We start from the raw sequence: 20,484 nt of genomic DNA on the forward strand, positions 1-20,484 counted from the left end.
TCATACTATTAAAAAATTTATCGCTAAAAATAATTATATAAATTATTTATCTTAAATTTAAAAGTAGAAAATAAAACGTTGACTTTTATTGCTTTAATATACATTTAAGCATGCAACCAAATACAATTATATAGACATTGTTTAAATAAACATCATCACTAAACGGCGTAAAAAACCACGGATAAAACGGGATCTTACTCTGCTTTTGTTTTATCCTTGCTTAAATAATAATGTGTAATAAATAGGACAACAGTATGTCTACCCCATTAGATGCTGCAATGATTGAAACAATTCAGAGTTTTGATGCTGAAAAACGTTATAAACACTTAGTAAAAGAAGTTGTCGAAAATCGTGAAATCTGGATTCTTACAGATGAACATGGTTGCGTTATGCTCAATACTGACGATGAAGATTGCGTACCAGTGTGGCCAAACAAAGAATTTGCCGAAGCATGGGCTACTGGCGAATGGGAAACATGTAAAGCAGAAGCTATTTCATTAAACAAATGGCATAGTCGCTGGACACACGGTTTAGAGGATGATGAACTTGCATTGGTCGTTTTTCCGATCCCTGAACAAGAAGGTCTAGTGATCTACCCTGATGAACTTGATTATGAATTAAAGACATTAGCCAATAAACGTCGCTAATCATACCTGACTCTTTTAATAGGCTAGCATGTTGCTGGCCTTATTTTTAAATCTTCCAGATTATGAGGTCTGTTTTGGATTCTTTTATCGAACAAATAAAGCAAACACCAACTTCGATTGAGTTTGACGCTGTCATGGCAATTATTAACCATTATTATGATTATCAACCAACAGATTTTACCAACGGATTGAGTGATAATATAATCACCAATCAAGCAGCAACTAACGAAGGATCATGTAAAATATTCGCATTTGCGCACCTACACCAACTATCACAAGCTGAAACATTAGCGTGTTTTGGTCGCTATTATCGTGAAGATGTACTTCTGCACCCACAACACACTGATCATCAAAATATTCGTCAATTTATGTTATTCGGTTCAAAAGGGATCACTTTTGAGCACTTCCCTCTAACGCGAAAAAACGTAATATAAAAGCCATTAAGTCCGTTAATTCTTAATGGCTTGAAATTATTAAGATAAGCTACTTATAGTGGCTTTTTACAATGACTGCATTTTTGTGGCGGCTTCATAAAGAATGGAGAGCGACTAGCCTGACCACAACTATCACAAAATTTTGTTGACCGAATCGTCAAAAATGTTACCGGTACTAATAAAATCAATATCGCAATCATCCATGCTACAGGTGGTTGCATAAAAATAATAAATCCACCAATCACAACATTACTGAACACAGTATAAATTGGCCATAATCGACGTTTCTTAGCTACATCATTACCGCGTTGGAACAGCATTACACTTCCTACCGTCAAACCCAGCCAAATAACAACAAAGCCAATTAATAGATTTTCCTGCATTTTTTTTCCTTAAAAAATATATCTCAAAGCACAATAGCTATTGATTAAGTATCATATAGTTGCTGCATAAAACACCGCATTCATTGTTACTCATAACCTCAACTATTGATAGTAATCTCGTTACAATGCTGCATTTTTAGCCAATTTTATACCAACATTAAGGCCCACTCGTCATGTAACAAAAAAGTTACAACTATGATGCAAAATATTGTTGATTATATTGATAAAAGTATTATATTTAGCGTCAGAACAGGATGTTCAGTGAAAATGCCTACTTAGCTGCCATTTGCTAAAGCTAGGTTTAAGGAGTAAAAATGGTTATGCTTTCAACTTATCAACAATCTAGCAACAATGTGCGTTCTATTGTGCGTGGCAGTGCTATATCTCATCGTCTTAATCTTATTAACGATTGGCGTTATGACAACATTCACCAACCTCATCAACAATTTGAGAAATTGTATCAACATGCTAAATTTGCACAAATAGAGCTTAATTTATTAATTAAAAAAGCAGCATCAGATACTGGTTGCCACCCAATCCTTCCTGGTCAAAAATCACGAACACGTGCCCTACAAAAGATCACAACAGAACTACATGGCAAATCTGATGCATTAACCGATCTAGTACGTGGATCAATTGTTGCCTCAAATATTGATGATCTAATCAAAGCTTATGATTATCTTATACAACATACCGATGTTTGCGGTGTTAAAAACCGCTTTAGCCAACCGACAGATTCTGGCTATCGCGATATTAAACTATTGATACGTTTACCTAATAGTCATTTCATTGCCGAAATACAACTGCACCTAAAAAAAATAGCATCAATAAAAAATGGTGCTGAACACTCAATTTATGAACAAATTCAAAATATTGAGCGCCAGGCTATGCTTGAGTCGCGCTTACTACATGAATTAGAGCAACGAAAAATTACCAAATTACGCCAGTACTCACAATCGCTGTACCAACAAGTATGGCAACACTATATGGGTACAAGCCGTCTTGCAAGTTAGTCCTGAACGCATCCAATATGTGTGATTATGAATAATGTAAATGTACTGTAATCAATAATGCAAAAATATGAATAACAGCACAGTATTCAATTCCCATTCAGGGTAAAGTTACTACCATGTGAACAGATGACACATTATATCTAACGCTCAACATACAAACTTTTTAGTTATACCCGTTTTAGTATGTTTCGATATTGCACATGCAATATTTACAGGAGTTGTTTAATGAACATAAAATCTGTTTTACGTACAAGTTTTGTTCTTTTTTGCATGCTTAGTCGCTCTGTTGTGGCTGCGCCAGCGATTACTCCCGCTTTTAATACTCATGATCAATCACCAACACGTCAAACACAAGCCAGCCGTAAGGCCTTTCAGCGTGATTTAAGCGGCTTATACAGTATTCAATCATGGAAAACTGACAACCTGCGTCAACCATTTACTAATTTTGATGAGCTTTACTTAGCCGCAACCGATGCACAAGTAGAACTACAAACATTACTGCAAAGTGTTAGCCTTGCATCAACAACCAATATCATTATCCCTCAGATTAAATCAGCTCAACGCGCTCAACAAAAAATCACCACTGAATTACAAGGTCAGACTGACAAAATTACTGATATTGCACGCGGGTCTATTGTTGCGAAAAATATTCCAGCATTAGTTCAGGCATATGAATTATTATCAAAAGAAGCAACAATCGTTAGTGTCAAAAATCGATTTAAGAATCCAACACCATCAGGCTACCGTGATTTAAATGTGCTAGTACGCTTACCTAACAGCCAAGTTATTACTGAAGTTCAACTGCACTTAAATGAAATATCAACCATAAAAAATGGCCCTGAGCATGACCTTTATGAAAAAATTCAACATATTGAACGTGTAGCATTACAACAACAACGCCCATTATCTGAGTTTGAAGCAGCTCAAATTAATAAACTACGACAGCAATCTCACCAACTATACCAAACAGCATGGCTAGGTTATTTACAACCACAAGCGGCATAATAATTACATAAACTGAAACAACAAAGCCCGCGAGTGCTATTGCAGCTAACGGGCTTTACACATTACAGCAGCATTCCATTTAAAGATAAAACAACCTGCACATTTGAATTAGTGAAACGTACCGTGATTCCAATGATTGGTGCGCTTATTGTTTCAACGGTAATGTCACTGATTTTAGGCTTATAATTTATTCGCTACATAAAGAAAACCCCGTTAGTTATTATTAAGAGTAAATAACTATACGGGGTTTTTATTGTCTTTTATTTATACTAACGAATAAGCTTAGATGCGTTCCCAAGGGCCATTAGCATTGCCCGGTTTATCACCTTTGGTCCACCATTTCGCGCGATAATTATTACCTTCAAAGGTAACTTCATCACCACCATTATAGGTTTTTGATGCAGACCAGCCACCAACTTCGCCTGTATCCTCTTCTACCCATACCGATGATGCTCCAGGAGTTTCACCTTTCGTCCACCATTGCGCAGTATAAGTAGTGCCATTATAAACTACAGTGTCTCCACTATTATAGATAGTGTCGGCATTCCACGTATCGCCAACAGCTCCACCTTCAGCCTTAACATTAACAACAACCGTTTGTTGTGTCGTGGCTTGACCATCAGAAACAGTAATCACAACATTCAATGTTGTATCTGTCGTTGTTGTGGGTGCTGTAACAGCAACATCAGCACCTGTTGCCGTCACTGTAACCTGACCTGTTGATGCTGAGTAAGTTAATGCGTCACCATCGGCATCGGTCGCTGTTACTGTAATAACAACATTCTGACCACTTTCAACATCAACCGTTGCAGGTGCTGTCAATTCTGGTGCAGTATTTTCAACTACGCCAGAACCTTTCACATTAACAACCACAGATTTAGTCGCTGTTTTACGACCATCCGTTACTTTGATCGCTATTGAGGACACTGTATCTGTTGCTGAGTTCGGTGCGGTGTAAACCACATTGGCAGTGCCGTCACCATTATCTGTAATTTGTGCATCAGCAGAGCTAAAGCTTAAGCTATCGCCGTCAGCATCGGTGGCCGACACAGTGAAACTAATCGTCTCACCAGCCATTGCTGATTGAGCGCTTGGTACTGTTAATTCTGGCGCAGCATTTGGCGTGGTATCAGCACTAAATACATCATCAATCGCTTCTGCTAATGGTGAGCTTAACTTAGTACACTCTTTTAGCTTGGTACCATGATTAATAAAGGTGCCTTCACACTTAATATCGCCATGCACTTGCCACACGATCACTCCACCTAAATCATTATCAACAATGTACTGTGCTTTCTTCTTCATCGAAGGTACATCATCATAACTTAAGAAATATTTTCCTTTCACGGCATAAGGGACTTCAGCACTAGCATCCCACTTATGTTCCCAACCTGTTGTTTTAACAATGTAGTTATAGTTTGGTGAACCTTCAAACTCTTTCCAGTTATCAACATCAACTGCCGATAATAATGGCCCATCAACCGACATATTATAAATACGCTTATCGGTTGGCGCACCTAAATAAGCCTCAGCTTCTGTGGTTTGTACACCTCGACCATAGAACGCTGCACCAAAGTTAATTTTTTCTGATGGAATGCCTTTTTCTGCCATCCAAATACGTAGCGTATCTAAATCAAGACCTTTAAATTCTTCTTCAGGATATGGATACAATGGCGCGTTATGGCCTGTAACATTTGACCACGCACCATTAAGATCGTATGTCATCATGTTGAAGTAATCCATTGATTTAACAAGGCGTGGCCAATTAAATCCTTCAAGTTTAGCGGTTGATGCTGAGAATGCAGCAGTCAGCAGTTTGTCAGGACCAATGCGCTCACGAATATCTTCCATTAATTGTTCAAAGTTTGCAAAATCAGTAGGATCACCCGCAAAGTTCATACCGCCAAAGCCAGGGTATTCCCAATCAATATCAATACCGTGGAAACCTAATGCCATTAACTTATCGAGATCTTTAAGGAAACGAGCTTTTTTTACAGGATCGGCAGCCATTTCAGGGAAGTGCTTAGACATACTCCAACCACCGAGTGATGCCATAACCTTAACGCCTTTTTGATTAGCAAGATCAATCAAACCCGGAGCGCCACCTTCTTTTTTAAGTGGGATCGGCATGTCACCTTCAATACCTGTTGGCTTATGACGCCAACCTTTGCCACTTTTCACAAAACCTTGCGCTTTTACTTTGGCTAAATTTTCAGCATCCCAAGATTCATTTACTGGATATTGATGAATGTACTCTAATTCACCCCACAAAATATGAAAATCCCAGCTTGAATAGACATCAGGATGTAATAATGGCCCAGGCTCTTGCACACTACCGGGCTTATAAATTTGTTTATTACGTAAATCACCACTATGTAGCGAACCGTCTTTTGCAACACCAAAAAATGAGAAGTTAAGAATGGAGTAAATATCCATATCTACGTTCAAATGCGTCGCTTCTCCTTTTACAGAAAAACCCGCATTAGTACCTTTCCATGCTTCCCACTGAGTTAAATAACCGATTACGTTCTTATCATGTGTTGGCGCTGCTTGTACTTGAGCAGCCGTACTTGCAAATAAAAAGCCTGCAATAATGCCTGCAACCTTGGTTTTATTAAATCCCTTTTCCATTTTGTGCTCCACGTTATGATTAATAGCAAATTGCTATATCAGTTTTTATAAATACAACTGATTTTTTATAACGATTAGTAATGCTTTTTGGTCATTAAGAATCTAAACACAGTGTGAAGGAACTTTTTTAGTTTTGCGAAAAAAAATCACAATTTTAGGCTCAATAACTAACATTAATGCAACAAGATAGTCGAATAACATCTTTTTTTAGTCACAATATTCAAAAAAAACACGTTTTATACGTGCCTAGATAAATATTTGGTAAAGATAATATTTAGATAAAAATATCATTTTAAAGCAGATGGAGTCGTATTTAGGAAATAGAGGTTTCAGTAAAAATAACAATAAAAAAAGCGAATCGAATTGATCGACTCGCTTTTTTGTCATAAAACTATTAATGCATTGATTATTAACGAATAAAACGATTATAAACAAATAACAGAATAAAAGCGCCTAATGTTGCAGTGATAATACTACCAATATTGACGCCCGTTGCATGACCTAAGCCAATATATTTACCAACAAAACCACCAACAAAAGCACCAGCAATACCAAGCGCCATTGTCAAAATCCAACCGCCGCCATCTTTACCTGGCATTAACCATTTTGCTAATGCGCCTGCGATTAAACCTAAAATAATCCAAGATAAAATGCCCATTTTCTTTCCTCAATTGGCTAATTTTTCACTATCAATAGAGATAATGTGATTATGGTATAAGTAGACATATATCACACTATTGAGTTCAATAAAAATTACATTACGATAAAAATAGCCCTATAAATCACAATTATTTACTGTGATTGACTAGCGTGTACTTCCTGATTTCAAGTAGAATACCCCTGCCTTGCGAGCGTTCATCAAGCCGCATTTTCACTCACAAAAATAGAGATTTACGCATAATGAAATACAAATGGATTTTATTTGATGCTGATGAAACCTTGTTTCATTTTGACGCTTTGCGTGGCCTTCAACTGATGTTTTCTCGTCATAACATTACCTTCACTGATGCTGATTTCGAGCAATATGAAGCGATTAATAAGCCACTATGGGTTGATTATCAGAACGGCATAATTTCAGCGACTGAATTACAAAATATTCGCTTTGAAACATGGGCAGCCAAACTTTCGCTATCAACCGAACAACTTAATCATGATTTTTTAATGGCTATGGCTGATATTTGTACACCATTAGATGGTGCTAAATCATTGCTTGAAGCATTAAAACCACAGGCTAAATTAGGCATTATTACTAATGGCTTCACCGCCTTACAGGAAATTCGCTTACAACGTACGGGTTTTGCTGATTTATTTGATGTGCTGATTATTTCAGAGCAAGTAGGCGTCGCAAAACCTGATATTAAAATCTTTGACTATGCCTGCCACCAAATGGGCGAGCCTCAACGTCAACAGGTTCTTATGGTAGGTGATAATCCATATTCTGATATTTTAGGCGGTATCAATGCAGGTATGGATACGTGTTGGCTTAACTGTGACCACAAGTCACAGCCTGTCGGCATCAACCCGACTTATACCGTAACGGCATTATCTGAATTACAAGCCTTACTACAAGCCTAAAAAGCGGTCTGTATTATAAAAAACTAGGTGCCATTGTATAATGACTATAATTCAGTTGTTTATATGGCATCTAGCCGATGAATACTAAAATAACATTAATTATTTCTTCAGCGTGCTTTACAATCCCTCTAATTCCGATTAAGTTTAAACCTCATTTTTACTTAGAGCGTATAAGCTATGTCTCAGAACATTAACAACAATCAGGATGCTATCACTACAGCAACCAGGCCGATTGCTTGTACGCTAACGTCTGTCGTCGTCGTCATTTTCTGACGCTGACGGTTAATTTATTCGTCAGTAACGCTGGCGGATATGAATCTCACTTCTTATTACCTCTTCCAGCATACTGACTCACATTGTTCGCTTTGAATAAGATAAGGTATGTCATTTGAAAACAAAAGAACTTGCAGCTATTGGTTTTATGACCTTCGCACTATTTCTCGGTGCTGGTAACTTAATATTTCCACCTCTTATGGCACAACAAGCAGGTGAGAATTGGCTAATTGCTATCGCTGGATTTTTACTTACTGCCGTTGGCTTACCAGCATTAACACTGGTTGTGCTAGGACGATTATCTTCTGCTGACCGATTAACAGCAGCGCTACCTAAATGGATGGATCGTTCATTTTGGTTCTTAGTATTAACAACCCTTGGGCCCGCTTTTGTTTTACCACGAGCAGTAACCGTTGCTTATGAGATGGGTATTAAACCGTTCTATTCTGGTAATGGTTTAATGGCCTTTTCTGCTATTTTCTGCGCTTTGACATTAGTATTAGCCCTTAAACCTGGAAAACTGGTCGATTATATCGGTAAAGTAATGACTCCAGCACTGATTGCTATGCTAGCGCTACTTGCCATTTCTGCTGTCGTTAATCCTCTAGGTTCACCAACGGCTGCAATTGAAACCTACCGTAACGCACCAACAGTAAACGGACTTATTCAAGGCTACATGACATTAGATGCTATTGCTGCCGTCGCTTTTGGTTGGGTTATTATTCAAACAATTCGCAACACTGGCGTAAAATGCAATAAAGCCATTTCTTATTATACCCTTCGCATTGCAATTATTTACGCGATTCTGATGTCACTTTGTTACCTTGCTATGGGATATTTAGGTGCAACATCATCTGATATTGCACCACAAGCAACTAACGGCGGTGAGATTCTTACTCGTTATGCAGCGGGCGAGTTTGGCACTCTAGGTCAGCTATTATTAGCTACCATTACTTTAATGGCTTGTTTAACCACTACTGTCGGCTTAACCAATGCTAATGGTGAGTACTATAAAAATACCTACGGTGTAAAATTTAAAATCAGCGCTACTGTGATTATGGTTTTGACGGCGATTATTTCTAACGTTGGTTTAGAAACAATTATTAAAGTAAGCCTACCCGCTATTTTAATATTATGTCCTATTGCGATTTCATTAATTATCTCAACGTTTTTCATTCATAACCATTCAACAGCTAAACAGCGCCATATTTCACTTAGCCAAACAATCGTGGTTATCGTTGCCACTGTATTTGGTAGTATTGATGCGTTAAATATTCTCGGTAAACTACCGGTGTCTATGTCCACATTTGCTGAGCATTGGTTACCTTTATTTTCATCACATGCATCTTGGTTAGTACCTGTTGCGATTACTATTTTAATCAGCAAATTATGTCGTTTGGGTCAGAAAAATCAGCCAAGTATCGCCGTTAATTAATTTGCTATAACGCATTATAGGGCTAGATAACAGCTAGCCCTTACTTGCTCATTGTTTATAAAAAAAGCACTCTCTCACAACATAATTCATCGAATTTATAGCTATTATTCAAAATAAATAGCTCACATTTCACTAACCTTTTAATATTAAACACTTAAATTAGATTATTTTTACAACGATTAAAAAAAATTTGAAGAAAGTTATTTACAACACTAACTTTTCTTTATATTTTTAACCTGTAATTCACGTATTCATTAATAGAAGTTGTTAAATTATGCATTCAACAGTGTTTGAACATAGAGAACAAAAACATTTAGCTTCGACAATAGCGATTAACGCTTGGATTGATGCTGCTTCTATGACGACAAAAAAAACATCTCGAATTATTTCCGCTTTTATCCTAGTGATTATTCGCTAGGCTGGCGGGCAAGCTTCCGTCAGCCGTTGCTGATGGAGGATAGTTTCAACTCTTCATATCTTCTCTCAGCAAACCTGCGGAACCATTATTAACGAAGCAACAGACTATAATAGTTACGATACTAAGTGATTAATAGCTGTTTGATATTCACTACAATGCAGGTACAACATTTGAAAACACAAGACTTACTCGCTATCGGTCTGATGACCTTTGCACTCTTTCTAGGCGCTGGTAACTTGATCTTCCCCCCCGCAATGGGTCTCGACGCAGGAACATCATTAACATCAGCAATGAGTGGCTTCTTAGTAACCGCTGTTGGTCTACCCGCTTTTACTATTATTGTTCTTGGCCGTATTGGCAGCACAAAAAACCTTACTAAAGCATTACCAAAATGGTTAGCAACAACATTTTGGATTCTTTTATTTACCGCGATTGGACCAGCATTTGGCATGCCACGTGCTGTTACCGTAGCTTATGAAATGGGACTAAAACCGTTTTTCAAAGCCGATCACCTCGTTGCTTTCTCTATTGTATTCTCCGCTATTACATTACTTTTAGCCTTTAAACCCGGTAACCTTGTAAACTACATTGGTAAAATCATGACACCTGCACTGATTTTATTATTAGCCGGTTTAGGACTAGCAGCATTTATATCACCACTTGGTGTTCCTGCAGCACCTTATGGTGACTATCAACACAGTCCAGTGACCAGCGGTTTAATTCAAGGTTACATGACCATGGATGCTATCGCTGCTGTTGGTTTTGGTTGGGTTATTATTCAAGCGATTAAAGCTAAAGGGATCGTGTCACAAAAAGGGATTGCAAGCGTCTCATTTAAAGTCGCTATGATCTACTTTGTATTGATGGGCAGTTGCTATATTGCAATGGGATATGTAGGGGCAACATCAACCTCTATTGCCACTCATGGCATGAATGGTAGTGTCATCCTTACCCGTTATGTTGCGGGTGAATTTGGCATCTATGGCCAATGGATATTAGCTGCAATTATTATTATGGCGTGTTTAACAACAACCGTTGGTTTAACCAATGCTTGTGCTGAATATTACCAACAAACATTCAAAGCATCATTTGGCTTAACGGCAACAATTATCGTGGTATTAACAGGTATCATTGCCAATTTTGGTCTTGAAGATATTCTAAAGGTAAGTCTACCGGCTATTTTAGTTTTATGCCCTGTTGCAATTGCATTGGTGCTTGCCTCTTTAACAGCTTCCACTATTCATGTTTCGACACTAACGCACACATCAGTATTAGTCACCGCAATGGCTTTTGGTACTGTTGATGCTGTTAGTATTCTCGGTAAAATGCCAACGGATCTTAATCAGTTTTTCAACGATACACTGCCGCTATATCAAGCACATGCTAGTTGGTTGCTGCCAACACTATTGATATTATTCGTAACAACAATAATGGCGCGTCTACCTATGGTTGCTCGTAAATTCAATGTGGTTGATTACCGACTAGATTCAGCAGCTAAACATCAATAATATACTCAGTAAAGATAATTGGGGTTATCAATACTCGTCGTATTTCCTTATTGACTAAGCATAAAAAAGCCTCTTATCTGCTTCAATATACATGAAGAGCAGTAAGAGGCTTTTTATTACACAATGATCACACTACCTTATTCAGGTAAACGCTCACCTGTCATGAATGCGTGTAAAATTTCAGGGGTTAATTCACCTGCTTCTTCTAAACGCTTAAGCTCTGCCACAATTTTCTTTTGATCATCAATTGATGGAATCGGTAATTCTGGCTCTTTTTCATAATCATCAGGTAACGATAAATTAAGATCGTGCATGGTAAACCCTTGGTTATCTAAAAAATTTCAACTTTCATAATTATACACTGAAAATTGACCAGAGTTCAGCTTTACCACATTGCAATGATTCAAATTACAATGATGCTTGATGCTGAGCAATTAATCGATCCATTATTTCTTGTGCTCGGTATTGAGCATGCTCAAATGTCTCTTCTTGGCTCATTGGTTCAACCACTTCATAGTAACATTTTAATTTAGGCTCAGTGCCTGATGGGCGAACGACAACGCGAGCACCATCTTCAAGATGATAAATCAACACATCACTGACTGGTAAATCAATCGCTTCAACAGTACCATCAGCAAAAGTACATAGTGATGTCTTAAAATCTTCTGTACGAACGATCGCTAACCCTGCAATAACTTGAGGTGGCATAGCGCGTAATGAGTCACCAATAGGGGCTGCGGTTGGGTCGAGTGCAATACTACGTTGAGCGTTAATGTACAACCCATACTCACGGTAAATCGCTTCAAGTTGATCCCAAACCGTTTGGCCAGTAACAGCAAGTTCTGCGGTTAATTGAGCAAATGCAACTAAAGCCGACAGTCCATCTTTATCCCATACCGTATTACCTATGGTGTAACCTAAAGCTTCTTCATAGGCAAAAAGGAATTGATGATCAGCCGTTTGACGTTCCATTGCGACATTGGTTAACCATTTAAAGCCCGTTAATGTTTGGTAATATTGCGCACCAAGAGCTGTTGCAATTTTGCCTAACAATGTCGATGACACAATAGTATTGCCGACTAAACTGGTTGATGCTTGAACGTGATTAAGCAAATAATAGCCAAATAATGTACCCACTTGATCACCCGTCAGCATTTGGTACTCACCGTCATCACGGCGAGCAGCAACAGCAAAACGATCAGCATCAGGATCATTAGCACAGGCTAAAATTGCTCCATGTTGTTTCGCTTCAGCGATCACAAGATCCATTGCACCTGGTTCTTCAGGGTTTGGAAATTTAACTGTTGGAAAAGTACCATCAGGTTCGCGTTGCGCAGCAACACTGTAAACATGGCTAAACCCCGCATCTGCTAATAACGTTTCAGCCATCTCAGCACCAACACCATGCATAGCGGTGTAAGCAAGACTAATATCTTGTGGGTTATGATGGTTATTAAGTAATGGGTTACTATTTATTGCTCGACGATACGCTTGATAATATGCATCATCAAGCCACACTAATAATCCCTTTGCTTCGGCTTCAGCTAGATCCATAAGGTGTATTTCAGATTGAGTCGCTTTATCAATTTCCGCTGCAATTCCAGCATCATGAGGTGGAATGATCTGAGCACCATTGTTCCAATAAACTTTAAAACCATTATAAGCTGGCGGGTTATGGCTAGCCGTCACAACAACAGCTGCAGCCGTTTGTAAGTGCTTAACCCCAAATGCAACAATTGGTGTTGCAGCAACTTTGGTGGTGAGATAAACTTTTATACCTTGGGTTGCTAATGCGGCTGCCGTATCATGAGCAAATTGACGTGAATCAGGGCGACCATCATAACCAATCACCACCCCTTTATGCGCAGCTGCATTATCAGTACGTAATAAATACTGACCAAGCCCAGTCGCAGTTTCTTGAATAACTAGGCGGTTCATTCGGTTAGGCCCAGCTCCAACCACACCTCGTAAACCGGCAGTACCAAACTCTAAACGCCCATTAAAACGATCAGCTAATTCAGCTGTCGCATTATCCGCGACTAATTGTTGTAATTCTTGACGTGATTTAGGGTCAGGGTCACGTTGTAACCAACGTGTAATTTCATTATTCATTGTTATTATCCTAGTACGTTTATCATCATTACAGCGCGGTGATAATGGACGAGTTCTTATAAAAACGCAGGCACTACCATCGTATATTTATGTATCATTGCTATCGTATCGGAAATGCAAATGATAAATAGTCTCATTAAAATATGCTCTATTCTGCTGAATTACAACCGCCTTTGAACAAGATTTAATTCGCAAACGATTACATTTGTATAATCATTTTACGACACTAATTGTTAAATATTCTTTTAAACAATAATACCTAACAATTCTCTCGACAAATATTTAGCTATAAAAAAAGCCTCAACAGAGGCTTTTTTAAGTTCGCGGTATTTACCACATCAAATCATCAGGAATAACGAAATCTGCATATGGGTCATCTTCATCAATGATACTTTCATCAATCACATTATTAAGCACAATCGATTCTTGATCACGCAATGCAATTTTATCAGCAACGGCGGCTGGAATAATTTCGTAACCATCAAGATAACGTGCGATAGCAAGACGACCATTAACAAGTTGTGCTTGCATTAGCTTATCAACATAAATTTTCTTAACCGTTGTACCATCAGTAAAGTTATAACCAATATCACCGCGACTGCGATCCAAGCGGTTCATCTCAATCAGTTGTTTTACCTGTGCTAGAAATGCTTTTTGTTGTGCATCTTCATCTCGCTGACGGTTGAGTGCTTTATCTTTCTCTAACTGAGAGATTCGATTTTCCTCAACAGCAGCTTTTGCTTCTTTCGCTTGAGTACGTGATTTTTTGTTTGTCTTACCGGCTTTTTTTAGCTTTTTCTTATCAATAAGACCCGCTTTTAGCATTTGCTCTTGTAGGCTTAGCTTTGCCATTGAAACTCCATCAATTATTCGTGGCGATGAATAATAATTACATTCATAGATTAATGAAGACTATTATCTCTGTTTGCTCTAAAACAGGTCAAGTATTGCTGCACATAGATATCATGATTATTACAATCAATACCTCAAGTAATTCACTTCCTACCCTTCACAAGCAACAATACCCAAAACAAATGCAACATACATTTTTAGCATTAAAATGTCGGAAAATGCTGATAATTTAATCTACTTTTTATATTATGATTATTAACATACCTATTAATAATCATTGGAAATAAACTCAGCAGGGAATATAACATGGGCTTATTGAGTTTTGTGCATAACATTAGCATCACGATTTTTAGTAACCGCATAAATAACTTATCAAGCAAGGAATTATAATCATGGATATGGTCGAAATAGTTCGTCTTGGGGCACAATTTTTTAATCAATCACGTGCAAATACTCAAGCTGTTGATGAAAACAGTATCTTTACTGCACTCTCTCATTTGTTAGATGGAAACGATCAAGGTCAGAATGTAGATCTGCAAAGTATTATTAAAGCACTCAATCAAGCCGAACTGTCAAATATTGCTAATTCTTGGCTTGGTAATGATGTCAATGCACATATTTCAGCAACAAATATTACTACGATCTTTAGTGTCGAAAAACTGGCCGCCTTTGGTTCGGAACTCAACATGCCAGAGCAAGATGTTATTCTAGGCTTACAAGACGCATTACCTACAATGATAGACCAAGCCAGTCCTGGTGGAGATATTGATCATAACTTACTGATTCAACCTGCTGGCGAAATCCACAGTATTGATGACTTAATGGATATCAATAATCTGAAAAGTTTTGCTTCAACCATCTTTGGTAAAAAGTAGCGTTGTTACTATTATAATCCGCAACCGATATACGCTATCGATTATGCGGATTATACCCGTTGAAAATCATACACTGAGCCTAACTTTAAAATATACGTTAGCTCGTCTAATGCAGTATGTGACTCCATTAATAAGGATGGATCGGCTAAATCTGCTTCCACTAACCGATCACGATAATGTAAATCAATCCACTCTTGTAAGCGTTTAAATAACGTCTCAGTTAAAAATACTGCAGGATTGACAGCTTGGCGCTCTTTATCACTTAAGACAACTTTGAGACGTAAACACGCAGGCCCGCCACCATTTTGCATGCTCTGACTTAAATCAAATAAATCAACCCGATTAATACCAACCTGCGCTTGTAATAACTGCTGTATATACTCCCATATACACGCATTATATTGACACTCCTGTGGCAAAATTAAACTTACATCACCGTTAGGTAACGTCACTAATTGCGAATTAAATAAATAGCTACTGACAGCATCATCAATACTCACCACATCATTTGGTACTTCTATAATAGAGAAATCTACGCCCATTTTACGTTGTAGCTGTTGATAAATATTTGCTTGATCTAAAAATGCATCTTGATGGCAAAACAACATTTGCTGATTACCAACAGCAATAACATCATTGTGAAACACGCCATGATCAATCACTGCAGGATTTTGTTGTGCCATCACAACCTGTTGTGGCGCTAACTGATGCAAACGTGCAATAGCAGTACTGGCTTCATAAGTTTGTCGCGCAGGATAACGTTGAGGAGCTAATTGGTGGCGGTCAAAGCCATAACGTCCAAACACGAACATTTCAACGCCTTGTTCACCGTGTTGATCACAAAAACGCATATGATTCGCAGCTCCCTCATCCCCTAAATATTGAGATGCTGGTAGCGGTGGATGATGGCAGAAATGGTTATCATCATTAAACATTGCCGACAAAATGCTTGATGTTGTTTGATGTTCAATAGAGCGATGAAAATGACTGACTAAATTAGCTGGGGTAAAGTGGATACGTTTATCACTCGTATCTGCTGAAGGTGATACTGTTGCAGCATTAGCCGCCCACATACTTGACGCCGAACAACAACTGGTTAATAGCTTTGGAGCTTGCTGTGCTGCTTGTTGTAACACACAGTGATCACTACCACTAAAGCCGAGTCGACGTAACATTTTTATATCTGGCCGTATTTGAGGAGCAATAACACCTTGTAATAATCCAAGATTAGCCAATGCCTTCATTTTATTAAGGCCTTGTAAGGCTGCATTTTTAGGATTAGACACATAATGGCTATGTGTTAGCGATGCAATATTACCCGCAGATAAACCACTATAATTATGCGTAGGTCCAACCAACCCATCAAAATTAGCTTCATATGCAATCATTCCTTCCTCCATGATATGAGCTGTCTTTCTATTAATAGTATAGCTGGCAACTCGTTATAACATTTCAGCGCAGATTAAGATCTGATCGTTTATGATACCTATAAGTAATATTTAGCCTATTTATTACTATTCGTCTTAATCTTTTATAAAAAATAGTTAAAAAACGCCATTTAATTATTGCGTAAAGGCATCAACATCCTTTAAAATTAACTCATCCGATGAGTCTTATAAGTATTTTTTATAAAAAATACCAGTTGTACTACTGTAAATAATAGCTACAATGCCCAGCCCCAAACCCAAGTGTGGCATTTCAAACTAAGGTTATGCTCTATGAAAGTAAAAGTAGTCGATTTTATCAAACGTAAACGTGAAGTGTTATCACATCACCCGTTTGAGTTTAAAGACTGGCTATCACCATCAATCCGTGATTATTGGATTGAATTCCTTAATAAAGCCAACAGCAGTCATTTTGCGACTTGGGTTAAAGATCATAACCTCGTATCGATATCTAATGGTGAAGCGGTTTCTGAGCCTGCAGTTATTGAAATGCACCCAGAAGCAACCAAAGTTATGGATGAGCTTACAGCTTCATTAGGTGAAGAAATTCACGTAGGTGAATGGTTAGCTGTTGATCAGCTACGTATTAATAATTTTGCTAATGTTACTGAAGATCATCAGTGGATCCATACCGATCCGCAAAAAGCAGCCGCAGAGTCTCCTTTCAAAACAACCATTGCCCATGGCTTTTTAACGTTGTCGCTCCTTTCTGTATTAACTGACAGTGTTGATCCTGCGAGTCCAAAGTTTCCTTCTGCAAAAATGACTGTCAATTATGGTCTTAACCAAGTTCGCTTCCCTTATCCGGTTAAGAGCGGCGTTAATATTCGTGCTAGAACAAAAATTCAATCCGTAACACCCATTAAACGTGGTTTAGAAATCGTACAAGAAATTACAGTTGAGATCGAAGGCTGTCGTCGTCCAGCGTGTGTGGCAGAATCAGTAATGCGCCTTTATTTCTAACGTAAATTTTACGCAATCCTTCCCAATTCAAAAAAGTCGATTCGTCGGCTTTTTGTCTATTTACACTATTTCAAACAAAGGGGAGCAAAAAATAGCATTTAATTCATAATGTTATTACGCTTCTATTTTTCTGAATCTTAATCATATAATCGTGTAAACCTAACTTTTCATTAATAGTCATTTACCCAATGAAGAAGACTGGTATGGTAGCCGAACATTTTTTTAGCTAGGTATCATTATGAACAAGTGGATAAAATTCATTCCTCTTATTTTATTAATTGGCTATTTCATCACTTATGATGTTTTTAACCAAGTAAGTCAACCGACACCAACAGAACAAACAACAAACAATCAGTAAAAAATCTATAACTAAAATCGTTAGATCATATATAGATTAAAGGTAGCATGGTAAGCAATCCATGCTCTTACTGATTAAGCCACTGCAGAATATTATTCGCTTTATACCCCCTTATTCTTCGCTTCTACTCTAAAATCATTCTTATTGTCTTTTGTTAATAGTAGTCGCTCTAAATACTCACTATTTTTTACATTACTGCTATTAACTAACAACAAATAGTAACCTTAACTTGCAATTATCGTTATTTTCATAATAAAAGTGTGATGCTATTCTTATTTCATCATCTAGAAAACATCAAGATTCTCTAGACAAGCCATAATTGAAAACATGTTACCAAATCACATTTGTTCCAGTTTATAGGATGTGATTTGGTTTTTTTTCACCTGTTGTCTACTAACAATACCTCTGCTCCTGTATTGACTGCTTTACCTCTACCAAATGACAAGGTAAATTCATCGCATCCACATTTAGTCAGGTATGCGTGATGTCTTCAAAAATTAAAGTGCTGATTTCAGACTCTACTAATCCATGGTTCAACCTTGCCGTTGAAGATGCAATTTTCCGTACAATGTCAACTCAACAGCGAGTATTATTCTTATGGCGTAATGACAATACTGTTGTTATTGGACGCGCTCAAAATCCATGGAAAGAGTGTAATACACTTAAAATGGAACAAGATGGTATTACGCTTGCGCGTCGTCAAAGTGGCGGTGGTGCAGTATTTCATGATCTTGGTAATACCAATTTTACCTTTATGGCAGGTAAACCCGATTATAATAAAACCATCTCTACTGATATTGTACTCACTGCACTTAAAAAAATAGGCATTGACGGTAAAGCAACAGGCCGTAATGATTTAGTGGTTGAAGATGCCGAAGGTGAGCGTAAGTTTTCAGGCTCAGCCTACCGTGAAACCATGGATCGTGGTTTTCATCATGGTACATTATTACTGAGTGCCGATTTAACCCAGCTTGCGAATTACCTTAATCCCGATAAAAAGAAATTAGCGGCAAAAGGGATCACTTCTGTACGCTCTCGCGTGACTAACCTCAACCAAATTGTGAATAATATTGATCATGATATGGTCTGCAATGCCATTATTGAGACATTTTGTGATTATTATAGTGAGTATGTTGAAGCTGAACATATTTCACCACAAGCATTACCAGAATTAGCAGGCTTTAATGAAACATTTGCAAAGTTCAGTCGTTGGGATTGGAATTTTGGCAATACTCCTCAGTTTACACACAGCCTAGATGAGCGTTTCATTTGGGGAGGAATTGAGCTACACCTTGATATAAATAAAGGTAACATTACGGAAGTAAAACTGTTTACTGATAGTTTAGATCCTGCTCCATTGGAATTATTAGAGCAACGGTTAGTTAACCTACCTTATAATAGTACGGCAATCAGTACAGCTATCGATAATTTAGCCATTGAGTACCCGCATTATAATGATATTTTGATGGATATCAGTCATTGGCTACAAAATACAATTAATTAATGTCGTTATAATAATATAAAATAATAACAAGACCGCATTAATTATCGGTCTTGTTATTCAATTAAGAGCATTAGTTATTCCTTATTGCTATCACAATCATCACAACACGGATTAATCATTCTTTCTTGACAATTATAAGGTTCAATATGAATAATAATATCGACAACCTCATTTAATTCATTTAATAAATGGGTTTTAAAGTTTTCAGTAATATTATGAGCATGTTCAACACTCATTTCAGGATCAACCAATAAATGGAAGTCTAATAAAATATTGCTCCCAGTACGGCGACTTCTTATTGCATGCACTTCTTTAATATCTTTATCTTCAGCGGCATATGCTTGAATTTGTTTTTCAATATCAGAATCAGCTTTGGCTTCTGTTAATTCTAAAATTGCAGGCCATAGAATTTCAAACGATGCTTTTAAAATCATTGCTGTAACAATTAATGCAGCAATTTGATCTAAATAATGAAAAGTAGGAAAAAAGTAGTTCGTAATAACAGCAATAGCTACAGGTAAAGAACTTAATGCATCAGAGCGATGGTGCCACGCATTAGCATATAATGCACGGCTATTAATACTTTTAGCCTGAATAGCTGTCCAGCGATAAAGTACCTCTTTAACTACAATCGATAAAACAGCAGCACTAAAGGCAAGTATACCTGGTTGAGAGTGTGATTGAGTGCTGATTGAATGTAGTGAATCCCAACCAATACCAATACCTACAATCGCTAGAATAAAACCAATAAAAATGTTGGTTAACGTTTCAAAGCGACCGTGGCCGTAAGGATGTTCTTTATCAGCAGGGGCCGTCCAATAACGAGAGCCGATTAAAATTGCCGTATCAGTGACTAAATCAGAAAAACTGTGTACACCATCGGCAATAAGGGCCTGACTACCTGTCAGTTTACCGATGGTAATTTTTATAAATGCTAATGCAATATTTGCAATAGACCCAACCCAGGTGACTTTCTGAATTAATTTAACTGCCGCCTTTGACATAACGCCCCATAAAGCATAAAAAATGGATGCGATATGATAACGAATTTAG

The 20,484-nt window shown here is 37.6% G+C and carries 19 protein-coding genes; 11 read left to right on the plus strand and 8 right to left on the minus strand.

Features of this window, described 5'->3' with window-relative positions:
* Positions 1-254: 254 nt before the first annotated feature.
* Positions 255-647, plus strand: a complete 393-nt coding sequence (locus PAND9192_RS08725) for a DUF2750 domain-containing protein (RefSeq protein ID WP_065166965.1) — start codon at positions 255-257, stop codon at positions 645-647.
* Positions 648-709: 62 nt separating this feature from the next.
* Positions 710-1,081, plus strand: coding sequence for a HopJ type III effector protein (locus tag PAND9192_RS08730; protein WP_087853440.1), 372 nt, complete (start codon positions 710-712; stop codon positions 1,079-1,081).
* 53 nt (positions 1,082-1,134) lie between these two features.
* Here PAND9192_RS08730 and PAND9192_RS08735 read toward each other — a convergent pair whose 3' ends face one another.
* Positions 1,135-1,464, minus strand: a complete 330-nt coding sequence (locus tag PAND9192_RS08735) for a hypothetical protein (protein WP_087844682.1) — start codon at positions 1,462-1,464, stop codon at positions 1,135-1,137.
* A gap of 314 nt (positions 1,465-1,778) precedes the next feature.
* On the opposite strand from PAND9192_RS08735, the gene PAND9192_RS08740 reads away from it, so the two are divergent.
* The 3 genes from PAND9192_RS08740 (at position 1,779) to PAND9192_RS20670 (ending at position 3,668) form a co-directional block, all read left to right on the plus strand.
* Positions 1,779-2,477 (plus strand): RelA/SpoT domain-containing protein, encoded by a 699-nt coding sequence (locus PAND9192_RS08740; protein ID WP_087853441.1) that lies wholly within the window; start codon positions 1,779-1,781, stop codon positions 2,475-2,477.
* 225 nt (positions 2,478-2,702) lie between these two features.
* Positions 2,703-3,482, plus strand: a complete 780-nt coding sequence (locus PAND9192_RS08745) for a RelA/SpoT domain-containing protein (RefSeq protein WP_087853442.1) — start codon at positions 2,703-2,705, stop codon at positions 3,480-3,482.
* A gap of 33 nt (positions 3,483-3,515) precedes the next feature.
* Positions 3,516-3,668, plus strand: coding sequence for a hypothetical protein (locus PAND9192_RS20670; RefSeq protein ID WP_159458226.1), 153 nt, complete (start codon positions 3,516-3,518; stop codon positions 3,666-3,668).
* 96 nt (positions 3,669-3,764) lie between these two features.
* Here PAND9192_RS20670 and PAND9192_RS08750 read toward each other — a convergent pair whose 3' ends face one another.
* The gene (locus PAND9192_RS08750; protein WP_087853443.1) at positions 3,765-6,113 is read right to left on the minus strand and encodes a glycosyl hydrolase family 18 protein; all 2,349 of its coding nucleotides are present in this window, start codon (positions 6,111-6,113) and stop codon (positions 3,765-3,767) included.
* A 409-nt stretch (positions 6,114-6,522) separates the two neighbouring features.
* Positions 6,523-6,771, minus strand: coding sequence for a GlsB/YeaQ/YmgE family stress response membrane protein (locus PAND9192_RS08755; protein ID WP_087853444.1), 249 nt, complete (start codon positions 6,769-6,771; stop codon positions 6,523-6,525).
* A gap of 242 nt (positions 6,772-7,013) precedes the next feature.
* Between PAND9192_RS08755 and yjjG the strand changes: the two genes are divergently transcribed.
* From yjjG to brnQ (PAND9192_RS08770), 3 genes are all read left to right on the plus strand, one after another.
* Positions 7,014-7,688 carry a pyrimidine 5'-nucleotidase gene (gene yjjG / locus PAND9192_RS08760; protein WP_087853445.1) on the plus strand — a complete coding sequence of 225 codons (675 nt, stop codon included), beginning with the start codon at positions 7,014-7,016 and terminating at the stop codon, positions 7,686-7,688.
* Positions 7,689-8,109: 421 nt separating this feature from the next.
* Positions 8,110-9,396 (plus strand): branched-chain amino acid transport system II carrier protein, encoded by a 1,287-nt coding sequence (gene brnQ, locus PAND9192_RS08765; protein WP_370738387.1) that lies wholly within the window; start codon positions 8,110-8,112, stop codon positions 9,394-9,396.
* Between the two features lie 588 nt (positions 9,397-9,984).
* Positions 9,985-11,322, plus strand: coding sequence for a branched-chain amino acid transport system II carrier protein (gene brnQ, locus PAND9192_RS08770; RefSeq protein ID WP_087853550.1), 1,338 nt, complete (start codon positions 9,985-9,987; stop codon positions 11,320-11,322).
* Positions 11,323-11,459: 137 nt separating this feature from the next.
* On the opposite strand, the gene PAND9192_RS08775 is transcribed toward brnQ (PAND9192_RS08770), so the two are convergent.
* The 3 genes from PAND9192_RS08775 to PAND9192_RS08785 form a co-directional block, all read right to left on the minus strand.
* Positions 11,460-11,636: an ATPase gene (locus PAND9192_RS08775; RefSeq protein WP_036791078.1), complete on the minus strand. Its 177-nt coding sequence runs from the start codon at positions 11,634-11,636 to the stop codon at positions 11,460-11,462.
* 94 nt (positions 11,637-11,730) lie between these two features.
* Positions 11,731-13,434: a phospho-sugar mutase gene (locus PAND9192_RS08780; protein ID WP_087853447.1), complete on the minus strand. Its 1,704-nt coding sequence runs from the start codon at positions 13,432-13,434 to the stop codon at positions 11,731-11,733.
* A gap of 330 nt (positions 13,435-13,764) precedes the next feature.
* Positions 13,765-14,286: a DUF2058 domain-containing protein gene (locus tag PAND9192_RS08785; protein ID WP_087853448.1), complete on the minus strand. Its 522-nt coding sequence runs from the start codon at positions 14,284-14,286 to the stop codon at positions 13,765-13,767.
* A gap of 392 nt (positions 14,287-14,678) precedes the next feature.
* Here PAND9192_RS08785 and PAND9192_RS08790 point away from each other — a divergent pair, with 392 nt between their 5' ends.
* On the plus strand, positions 14,679-15,161 hold the full coding sequence (locus tag PAND9192_RS08790; protein WP_087853449.1) for a YidB family protein: 483 nt from the start codon (positions 14,679-14,681) through the stop codon (positions 15,159-15,161).
* 50 nt (positions 15,162-15,211) lie between these two features.
* On the opposite strand, the gene astB is transcribed toward PAND9192_RS08790, so the two are convergent.
* The gene (gene astB / locus PAND9192_RS08795) at positions 15,212-16,549 is read right to left on the minus strand and encodes an N-succinylarginine dihydrolase (RefSeq protein WP_087853450.1); all 1,338 of its coding nucleotides are present in this window, start codon (positions 16,547-16,549) and stop codon (positions 15,212-15,214) included.
* Positions 16,550-16,879: 330 nt separating this feature from the next.
* On the opposite strand from astB, the gene PAND9192_RS08800 reads away from it, so the two are divergent.
* Positions 16,880-17,569: a MaoC family dehydratase gene (locus PAND9192_RS08800; RefSeq protein ID WP_087853451.1), complete on the plus strand. Its 690-nt coding sequence runs from the start codon at positions 16,880-16,882 to the stop codon at positions 17,567-17,569.
* A gap of 842 nt (positions 17,570-18,411) precedes the next feature.
* Positions 18,412-19,431, plus strand: coding sequence for a lipoate--protein ligase (lplA, locus tag PAND9192_RS08805; protein ID WP_087853452.1), 1,020 nt, complete (start codon positions 18,412-18,414; stop codon positions 19,429-19,431).
* 74 nt (positions 19,432-19,505) lie between these two features.
* Here lplA and PAND9192_RS08810 read toward each other — a convergent pair whose 3' ends face one another.
* Positions 19,506-20,435 (minus strand): cation diffusion facilitator family transporter, encoded by a 930-nt coding sequence (locus tag PAND9192_RS08810; RefSeq protein WP_087853453.1) that lies wholly within the window; start codon positions 20,433-20,435, stop codon positions 19,506-19,508.
* Between the last annotated feature and the right edge of the window lie 49 nt (positions 20,436-20,484).

This window comes from Photobacterium andalusiense (genome assembly GCF_900185625.1).
GTDB lineage: Bacteria > Pseudomonadota > Gammaproteobacteria > Enterobacterales > Vibrionaceae > Photobacterium > Photobacterium aquimaris.